This is a genomic window from Burkholderia sp. Ac-20392 (genome assembly GCF_017104585.1).
Lineage (GTDB): Bacteria > Pseudomonadota > Gammaproteobacteria > Burkholderiales > Burkholderiaceae > Burkholderia > Burkholderia lata.
On the sequence record NZ_JAAGPB010000322.1, the window covers coordinates 1 to 9459 of the forward strand.

General features: G+C 68.1%; 8 protein-coding genes and 2 pseudogenes. 5 read left to right on the forward strand and 5 right to left on the reverse strand.

The features are described from left to right. The 5 genes and pseudogenes from G3N99_RS27325 to fahA all read left to right on the forward strand — a co-directional run. A pseudogene (locus tag G3N99_RS27325) lies at positions 1–200 on the forward strand (FAD-dependent oxidoreductase); the annotation flags it as partial. A gap of 28 nt (positions 201–228) precedes the next feature. Then, the gene (locus G3N99_RS27330; protein WP_174939372.1) at positions 229–459 is read left to right on the forward strand and encodes a DUF2783 domain-containing protein; all 231 of its coding nucleotides are present in this window, start codon (positions 229–231) and stop codon (positions 457–459) included. Next, positions 456–1817 carry an MFS transporter gene (locus G3N99_RS27335; protein WP_206123953.1) on the forward strand — a complete coding sequence of 454 codons (1362 nt, stop codon included), beginning with the start codon at positions 456–458 and terminating at the stop codon, positions 1815–1817. The genes G3N99_RS27330 and G3N99_RS27335 overlap by 4 nt, the downstream gene beginning before the upstream one ends. Before the next feature lie 15 nt (positions 1818–1832). Then, positions 1833–3167 (forward strand): homogentisate 1,2-dioxygenase, encoded by a 1335-nt coding sequence (gene hmgA, locus G3N99_RS27340; RefSeq protein ID WP_206123954.1) that lies wholly within the window; start codon positions 1833–1835, stop codon positions 3165–3167. Next, positions 3164–4468, forward strand: a complete 1305-nt coding sequence (fahA, locus tag G3N99_RS27345; protein ID WP_206123955.1) for a fumarylacetoacetase — start codon at positions 3164–3166, stop codon at positions 4466–4468. The genes hmgA and fahA overlap by 4 nt, the downstream gene beginning before the upstream one ends. 149 nt (positions 4469–4617) lie before the next feature. On the opposite strand, the gene G3N99_RS27350 is transcribed toward fahA, so the two are convergent. The 5 genes and pseudogenes from G3N99_RS27350 to G3N99_RS27370 form a co-directional block, all read right to left on the reverse strand. Continuing rightward, entirely contained in the window at positions 4618–5778 is a 1161-nt protein-coding gene (locus G3N99_RS27350) for an MFS transporter (protein ID WP_174940678.1), read from the reverse strand. Positions 5779–5871: 93 nt separating this feature from the next. Continuing rightward, positions 5872–7041, reverse strand: a complete 1170-nt coding sequence (locus G3N99_RS27355; protein ID WP_174939382.1) for an MFS transporter — start codon at positions 7039–7041, stop codon at positions 5872–5874. Positions 7042–7281: 240 nt separating this feature from the next. Further along, on the reverse strand, positions 7282–8052 hold the full coding sequence (gene bluB / locus G3N99_RS27360; protein ID WP_206123956.1) for a 5,6-dimethylbenzimidazole synthase: 771 nt from the start codon (positions 8050–8052) through the stop codon (positions 7282–7284). A 181-nt stretch (positions 8053–8233) separates the two neighbouring features. Next, positions 8234–9232, reverse strand: a complete 999-nt coding sequence (locus tag G3N99_RS27365; protein WP_206123957.1) for a 2-hydroxyacid dehydrogenase — start codon at positions 9230–9232, stop codon at positions 8234–8236. A gap of 30 nt (positions 9233–9262) precedes the next feature. Beyond that, positions 9263–9459, reverse strand: a pseudogene (locus G3N99_RS27370) (LysR family transcriptional regulator); the annotation flags it as partial.

Here is a 9459-nt window from a genome sequence, read left to right on the forward strand (position 1 = left end):
TCGTGCCGGCCGGGCACGCGCAGCCGGTCGCGGGTGTCGTCGTCGTGGAGGACGTCGACGGCTTCGCCGCGCAACGCTACGACGCGAAGCCCGGCACGTTCTACCTGTTGCGTCCCGACCAGCATGTCTGCGCGCGGACGCGCACGCTCGACCGTCAGGCGCTGGCCGACGCACTGGCGCGCGCGACCTGCGCACGCTGAAAACGATAAAGACACCGGAGACACCGTCATGCCCACACTCGATACCCGCCCGCGCCTGGCTGACCCTGACGCGTTCTACGAAGCGTTGATCGACATGCATCGCGACCTGTCCGATGCGGACAGCCAGCTCGTCAACGCGAAGCTGATCCTGCTGCTCGCGAACCAGATCGGCGACGCCGACGTGCTGCGCGAAGCGATGGCGCTCGCGCGCCAGGGCGTGACGCCGCCCGTGCATCCGGCCGCCGAGGTGACGCAATGAGCGCGGCGCCGGCCGACGCGCGCGTGCTCGAAGTCGAGAGCGTGATCGACGACACCCATCGCCCGGGCTTTCACTGGATGCTGCTGGTGTTGTGCGGGCTGTGCCTCGTGATCGACGGTTTCGATGCGCAGGCGATGGGCTACGTCGCCCCGAGCGTGATCGCCGAATGGGGCGTACCGAAGCAGGCGCTTGGGCCCGTGTTCAGCGCGAGCCTGTTCGGGATGCTGCTCGGCGCGCTCGGGCTGTCGGTGCTGGCCGACCGGATCGGGCGGCGCCCGGTGCTGATCGGCTCGACGCTGTTCTTCGCGGTGACGATGCTCGCGACGCCGTTCGCGGGTTCGATCCCGGTGCTGATGGCGTTGCGCTTCGTCACGGGCCTCGGCCTCGGCTGCATCATGCCGAACGCGATGGCGCTGGTCGGCGAGTTCAGCCCGGCCACGCATCGCGTGAAGCGGATGATGATCGTGTCGTGCGGCTTCACGCTCGGCGCGGCGATCGGCGGCTTCATCAGCGCCGCGCTGATTCCGGCGCTCGGCTGGCGGTCGGTGTTCTTCGTCGGCGGCGCGGTGCCGCTCGTGCTGACGATCGCGATGGTCGCGCGGCTGCCCGAATCGCTGCAGTTCCTGGTGCTGAAAGGGCGCGTCGAGCAGGCACGCGAGTGGCTCGCGCGCTTCGCGCCGCAGGCGGGCATCGATGCGAACACGCGGCTCGTGGTGCGTGAGCGCGCCGCGACCGGCGCGCCGGTCGCCGAGCTGTTCAGCCACGGCCGCCTGCCGGTCACGCTGCTGCTGTGGGCGATCAGCTTCATGAACCTGATCGATCTGTACTTCCTGTCGAACTGGCTGCCGACCGTGATGCGCGACGCGGGCTATTCGCAGGGCACGGCCGTGATCGTCGGCACGGTGCTGCAGACGGGCGGCGTGATCGGCACGCTGTCGCTCGGCTGGTTCATCGAACGCTACGGCTTCGTGCGCGTGCTGTTCGCCTGCTTCGCATGCGCGGCCGTGTCGGTGGGGCTGATCGGCTCGGTCGCGCATGCGCTGCCGTGGCTGCTGGTGGTGGTGTTCGCGGGTGGGTTCTGCGTGGTCGGCGGGCAGCCGGCCGTGAACGCGCTCGCGGGCCAGTATTACCCGACGTCGCTGCGCTCGACGGGCATCGGCTGGAGCCTCGGCATCGGCCGGATCGGCTCGGTGCTCGGGCCGCTCGTCGGCGGACAACTGATTGCGCTCAACTGGTCGAACGGTGCGCTGTTCCACGCGGCCGCGGTGCCCGTGCTGTGCTCGGCGCTGTTCGTCCTCGGGCTTGCCGGTGTGACGCGGCGCAACGGCGCGCAGGCGCCGAACGCCGCGATGAATTGAGGGAGAAAGGAAACGATGACGCTTGACCTGTCGAAACCGGCGGATGCCGGCTACCAGAGCGGTTTCGCGAACGAATTCGCGACCGAGGCACTGCCCGGCGCGTTGCCGCACGGCCGCAACTCGCCGCAGCGCGCGCCGTACGGGCTGTATGCGGAGCAGTTGTCGGGCACCGCGTTTACCGCGCCGCGCGGCCACAACCGCCGCTCGTGGCTGTACCGCATCCGCCCGGCGGCCGTGCACCGGCCGTTCGAGCCGTATGCGGGCCCGCAGCGCCTCGTGTCGGAATTCGCCGATTCGGCCGACGTGCCGCCGACGCCGCCGAACCAGCTGCGCTGGGATCCGCTGCCGATGCCGGTCGAGCCGACCGATTTCGTCGACGGGCTCGTGACGATGGCGGGCAATGGTTCGGCCGCCGCGATGAACGGCTGCGCGATCCACCTGTACGCGGCGAACCGCTCGATGCAGGATCGATTCTTCTACAGCGCAGACGGCGAACTGCTGATCGTGCCGCAGCAGGGGCGCCTGTTCATCGCGACCGAATTAGGCCGGGTCGACGTCGAGCCGTTCGAGATCGCGGTGATCCCGCGCGGCGTGCGTTTTTCCGTCACGCTGCCGGACGGCGACGCGCGCGGCTACATCTGCGAAAACTTCGGCGCGCAATTGCGTCTGCCGGATCTCGGCCCGATCGGCTCGAACGGTCTCGCGAACCCGCGCGACTTCCTGACGCCGCAAGCGGCGTACGAAGACCGCGAAGGTGCGTTCGAGCTGATCGCGAAGCTGAACGGCCGCCTGTGGCGCGCGGACATCGGCCATTCGCCGCTCGACGTCGTCGCGTGGCACGGCAACTACGCGCCTTACAAGTACGACTTGCGCCTGTTCAACACGATCGGCTCGATCAGCTACGACCATCCCGATCCGTCGATCTTCCTGGTGCTGCAGTCGCAGAGCGACACGCCGGGCGTCGACACGATCGACTTCGTGATCTTCCCGCCGCGCTGGCTCGCGGCCGAGGATACGTTCCGCCCGCCCTGGTTCCACCGCAACGTCGCGAGCGAATTCATGGGGCTCGTGCACGGCGCGTACGACGCGAAGGCCGAAGGCTTCGTGCCGGGCGGCGCGAGCCTGCACAACTGCATGTCGGGCCACGGGCCCGACGCGGACACGTTCGAGAAGGCGTCCGCGAGCGATACGACGAAGCCGCACAAGGTCGACGCGACGATGGCGTTCATGTTCGAAACCCGCACGCTGATCCGGCCGACGCGCTACGCGCTCGACACCGCGCAGCTGCAGGCGGACTACTTCGAATGCTGGCAAGGCATCAAGAAACACTTCAATCCGGAGCAAAGATGAGCGATACCCAAGACTGGCGCGCGACGCTCGACCCGGCCCGCAAGAGCTGGGTCGAGTCGGCGAACGATCCCGCCTGCGATTTCCCGATCCAGAACCTGCCGTTCGGGATCTTCAGCGATGCGAAGCAAGCGTCGCGCCGCGCAGGTGTGGCGCTCGGCGACCAGGTCGTCGATCTCGCGGCGCTCGCGCGCGCGGGCCTCGTGACGCTGCCGGCCGGCGCCGATGTGTTCGCCGCACCGACGCTCAACGCGTTCATCGCGCTCGGTCGCGATGCGTGGCGCAGCGTGCGCGTGCAACTGTCGGACCTGTTCTCGCGCGACCATGCGACGCTGCGTGACGATGCTTCGTTGCGTGCGCAGGTGCTCGTTGCCCAGCGCGACGCGACGCTGCATCTGCCGGTCGAGATTCCCGGCTACACCGATTTCTATTCGTCGAAGGAGCACGCGACCAACGTCGGCTCGATGTTCCGTGATCCGAAGAATGCCCTGCTGCCGAACTGGTCGGAGATGCCGATCGGCTACAACGGCCGTGCGTCGTCGGTGATTGTGAGCGGCACGCCGGTACGGCGCCCGAACGGGCAACTGAAGCTGCCCGACCAGGAGCGTCCGGTGTTCGGCGCATGCCGCAAGCTCGACATCGAGCTGGAGACGGGTTTCATCGTCGGCCAGGGCAATGCGCTCGGCGAGCCGATCGCATGCGAGGACGCGGAAGCGCATATCTTCGGGATGGTGCTGCTGAACGACTGGAGCGCGCGCGACATCCAGCAATGGGAATACGTGCCGCTCGGCCCGTTCAACGCGAAGACCTTCGCGACGACGATCTCGCCGTGGATCGTCACGCTCGACGCGCTCGAACCGTTCCGCGTCGCGCAGCCGGAGCAGTCGCCGCAACCGCTCGCGTATCTGCAGCACGCAGGCAAGCATGCGTTCGACATCGCGCTCGAAGTGACGCTGCGCGAGGAAGGGGCGGCCGAAGCAACGTCGATCAGCCGCACGAACTTCAAGCACATGTACTGGACGATGGCGCAGCAGCTCGCGCATCACACGGTCGCGGGCTGCAACACGCGGGTCGGCGACCTGATGGGTTCGGGGACGATCAGCGGGCCGACGAAGGACTCGTTCGGCAGCCTGCTCGAACTGACGTGGAACGGCAAGGAGCCGGTTGCGCTGAACGGCGGCGGCAGCCGCGCGTTCATCGAGGACGGCGACGAGCTCACGCTCGCCGGATGGTGCCAGGGCGACGGCTATCGCGTCGGCTTCGGTGCGTGTGTCGGCAAGATCCTGCCGGCGTTGACGGCGTAACGCGCAACGTAGCGCGTCCATGAGCATGACGGCCCGCATTGCGCGGGCCGTCTTCGTTTGTGCAGGGTGATCGGCGTATCGGTGGCCGGGCGACGCGTGTTCGTGCCGTCGTTGTTCGGGTGGAGCGCTTTGGGGTGCTCGCGTCGGAGTCAGACCGCGCGTTGCAACGCGGCGCGACGCTCCCACAGCGCGGCCGCGACGAACGCTGCGACGCAGACAACCAGCACGCCGACCAGTGCGTTGCTGCCCACTTGTTCCATCAACGCGCCGGCGACCAGCGGGCCGCCGAAGCTCGCGGCGCTCCACGACGCCGACACGAGCGAGCTCGCGGTGACGAGCGCCGCGCCGCGGAAGCGTTCGCCGCATGCGACGAGCGACAGCGTGTAGATGCTGCCGGCCGCCGCGCCGAGCACGAACAGCAGCGGCCAGCAGAGCCACGGATTGGCGATCACGAACGGCAGCAGCGGCAGGCCGGCGAGCACGATCCAGCCTGCGCCGAGGTGCACGCGTTCGCGGCCGAGCTTGTCCGCAAGCCAGCCGATCGGGAACTGCATCGCGGTATCGCCGAACAGCATGATCGACGCAAGCAGCACGGCGGTGGCGCTCGCAACGCCGTGATCCATCGCGTAGAGCGGCAGCAGCGACAGCGCGAGCGTGTCGAACAGCGCGAAGAAGCCGGTGCCGATGATCAGCGCGGGCATGCGCGGCAGGATGTCGAGCCAGCGGCCGTGCGCTTCGTGATGCGCGTCGTCGCCGGCAAGCGGCGCGCGCCGGATCGTCGCGAGCGTCGGCAGCGCGAGCAGGAACAGCGCGCCGCACAGCGCGAAGCGAATGCTCGTCGCGCCCGCGATCTGGCTGACGAGCACCGGGCCCGCCATCTGGAACAGCGTGAAGTTGGTCGCGTAGATAGCGACGACGCGGCCGCGCGTCGAATCGTCGGCGAGCTGGTTGACCCACGCCTCGCCGATCGTGAACAGCAGCATCAGCGCGGCGCCGCACAGCACGCGCAGCGCGCCCCACAGGATCAGGTCCGACGTGAACTGCATCAGCGCGGTGGCTGCCGCGAGCAGCACGACCGATACGACGATCGCGCGGCGCGAGCCGATGTGTCGCGCGAGCGCGGTGACGAACGGGACGATCGCGAGGCCGCCGAGCGCCTGCGCGGCCGTCAGCATGCCGACGACGTTGGTGCCGTGTCCGGCCTCGGTCAGCGCGAGTGCGGTGAGCGGCAGCGTGGCGCCGGTGCCGAGACCGACGACCGCGACGCTCAGAATGAGTGCGAGGAAATCGCGATTAAGAATGGCTTTCATCGGCGGGGATGCTACACCGCGGACCTTGAAAGGTCCATGAAGGCCATCAGCTTTGAGTGGAGTTGTGTGCGCAACGATTTAGACAGGGTTACTTCACACGTACTCGGTCGGCACGGCCACCGGGCGGCGTTCGAGCGACGCCGACCACAGCGTGAGCGCGAGCGCCGCGACAGCCATCGCAACGCCGACCCACGGCAGGTTCACGAGCGACACGCCGGAGCCGATCGCCATCCCGCCGAGCCACGCACCGGTCGCGTTGCCGAGGTTGAACGCGCCCTGGTTCAGTGTCGACGCGAGGTTCGGTGCGTCGCTGGCACGGTCGACGATCAGGATCTGCAGCGGCGGCACGATCGCGAACGCGAGAATGCCCCACACGAAGATCGTCGCGAGCGCGGCAAACGGCAGGTGCATCGTGCCCGCGAACAGCGCGAGGATCACGCCGATCAGCGCGAGCGTCGCGATCAGCGACGGCATCCGGCGCCAGTCGGCGAGCTTGCCGCCGAGCGTACCGCCGACCGTCAGCCCGAGGCCGAACAGCAGCAGCACGTAAGTGACCTGGCGCGGCGAGAAGCCCGTCACGTCTTCGAGGATCGGCGTGATGTACGTGAACACGCTGAACAGGCTGGCCGAGGCGAGCACGCTGATGCCGAGCACCATCAGCACCTGCGGATGTTTCAGCACGCTGAATTCGCGCGTGATGCTGGTGTCGGGCATCGCGAGGTTCTTCGGCAGGCAGACGGCTAGCGCGGCGGCCGCGGCGATGCCGATGCCGGTGACGGCCCAGAACGTCGCGCGCCAGCCGTATGCCTGGCCGAGCGCGGTGCCGAGCGGCACGCCGAGCACGTTCGCGAGGGTGAGGCCGGTGAACATCAGTGCGATCGCCTGCGCGCGACGGTTCGGCGCGACCAGGTTGCTCGCGACGACCGAGCCGATCCCGAAGAACGCGCCGTGGCAGAACGCGGTGACGACGCGTGCGGCCATCAGCACCGCATAGCCCGGTGCGATCGCGCAGAACAGGTTGCCCGCGATGAACAGCCCGATCAGGCCCATCAGCGCACGCTTGCGCGGCATCTTCGCGGTGACGATCGCGAGGATCGGTGCACCGATCGTCACGCCGAGCGCATAGCCCGACACGAGCATGCCGGCGGCCGGGATCGACACGCCGAGGTCGCGGGCGACATTGGGGAGCAGCCCCATGATCACGAACTCGGTGGTACCGATTCCAAATGCGGCGACGGCGAGGGCGAAAAGAGGTAAGGGCATCGCGGTAGGCTCGGGAAAAGCCGTCGCTCGGGCTGGCGCAGGATGCGCGGGACGGGCGGACGGTAAGGCGAACGACAGCCGCGATTCTACTTCAGTGAAAACCCCTATGCTTGGGGCCAAAACGGTTGTTGCCGGCGTGCGACGGGGGAGTGTGCGTGAAGCTCACAGTGTGGGATTCGGCGGGGTTTGCGGCGCTCTGAATGTGTTGGGGGCAGAACGCTAGCGGCGGCGAGGTGCGCGTCAGGCGATGCGTTCGGGCGAGCCGTCGACGCTTGTGGTCGATGCGCTTGCCGAGTCGGCGCCCGTTTCCATTGCCGAATCCGCATCCGCCACGTCCGCGCGCGACGACGGCGATCCTGCGCCGTCGATCGCGGCCGGATCGTCCCAGCCATTTTCGAACAGGCACGCTTCGATTGGCATCCGCGCCGCCCAACGCTCCTGCTCGAGCATCGGCTTCGCATAGAACGCGTCGACGTGCCCGACGCACAGCACGGCGATCGGTTTCGCGCCGTCGGGCATCCGCAGCAGCGCGCGTAGCGCATCGACGTCGAACAGCGATACCCAGCCCATCCCGAGCCCTTCGGCGCGGGCCGCGAGCCACATGTTCTGGATCGCGCATGCGGCGGACGCGAGATCCATCTCCGGCAGGGTGCGACGGCCGAACACGTGGCGTTCGCGGCCGTCGGCGAGCGCGACGACCAGCAGCTCGCCGCATTCGCGCACGCCTTCGACCTTCAGCCGCATGAATTCGTCCTGGCGCTCGCCGAGTGCGTCGGCGGTCGCGCAGCGCTCGGCCTCGACCAGCGCGTGGATCGCGGTGCGCAGCGCCGGATCGGTGATGCGGATGAAGCGCCACGGCTGCATGAAGCCGACGCTCGGCGCGTGATGCGCCGCGCGCAGCAGGCGCGCGAGCACGGCGGGATCGACGGGCGCCGGCGTGAAGTGGCGCATGTCGCGCCGTTCGAAAATGGCGCGGTAGACGGCGGCGATGTCGGAGTCGTCGAAACGCATGGGCGGCACGAGCAGGGGATAACGTCGGCGCAACGATATCAGACCGCGCGCGAGCCGCGGTACATCATTCGAAACAAAGTGCGGAATTGTTGATGCAAAAGATCGTGTTTTCAGCGATGGTCAAAAGCAAACGATTGCGGTGTCGCTCGCAACCATGAAATGGGCCGGTTTCGTCGATTTCTCAGCGATTCGCCGTCACGACGTTCTGCGGCGTGCCCGCATGCCACGCCTCGATGTTCAGCAATGTGGTGTGCGCGATCTCGGCGAGCGCCTCGCGCGTGAAGAACGCCTGGTGCGACGTGACGATCACGTTCGGGAACGTCAGCAGGCGTGCGAGCACGTCGTCCTGCAGCGGCAGGTCGGAGTGATCCTCGAAGAAGAGCCCGCTTTCCTCTTCGTACACGTCGAGTCCGAGATGGCCGAGCTGGCCGCTCTTGAGCGCGTCGACCAGCGCCTGCGCATCGACGAGGCCGCCGCGCCCGGTATTGATCAGCATCGCGCCGTGCTTCATCCGCGCGAGCGTCCGTTCGTTGATCAGATGGTGCGTCGACGGCAGCAGCGGGCAGTGCAGGCTGACGATGTCGGCGTGGTGCAGCAATTCGTCGAGCGCGACATAGCGCGCGCCGAACGCGATCAGCTCGTCGTTGTACGGCGGCACCGAGTGCGCGAGCACATGCATCCCGAAGCCCATCATGATCTTCGCGAACACGCTGCCGATGATGCCGGTGCCGATCACGCCGACGGTCTTGCCGTGCAGGTCGAAGCCGAGCAGGCCGTTCAGCGAGAAGTCGCCTTCGCGGGTGCGCGCGACGGCGCGCGGCAGGCGGCGGTTGAGTGCGAGGATCAGCGTGACTGCGTGCTCGGCAACCGCGTGCGGTGAATAGGCGGGCACGCGCACGACCGTGATGCCGAGCCGCTCGGCGGCTGCCAGGTCGACGTGGTTGAAGCCCGCCGAGCGCAGCGCGATCAGGCGCGTGCCGCCGTCCGCCAGCCGTTCGAGGACGGCCGCGTCGACGGTGTCGTTGACGAACGGGCAGACGACGTCATAGCCATGCGCGAGGATCGCGGTTTCCGCGTCGAGGTGCGACGGCTGGAAGTGCAGCCGATAGCCGAACTGCCGGTTGGCGGCAGCAAACGAATCGTCGTCGTACTGCCGGCTGCTGAACAGGATCACGCGCACGCTGCACCTCCGAAGGCTGACGCGCGCAGTTTACTGCAGCCCCGTGACGATGTCGGAGCGGTCGGGCCCGCGCGACGGCCGCAGGAAGCCGTAGTCGGTGCGTTCGCGGGCCGGCTGCGCGCTGAAATGATCGAGCGCGTGCTCGACGAAGCTGCGCGTGCGGGCCGGCACGTACTGGCGGTTCGGGTACACGAGCGATAGCTGCGTGTCGGGATCGTCGATCCGGT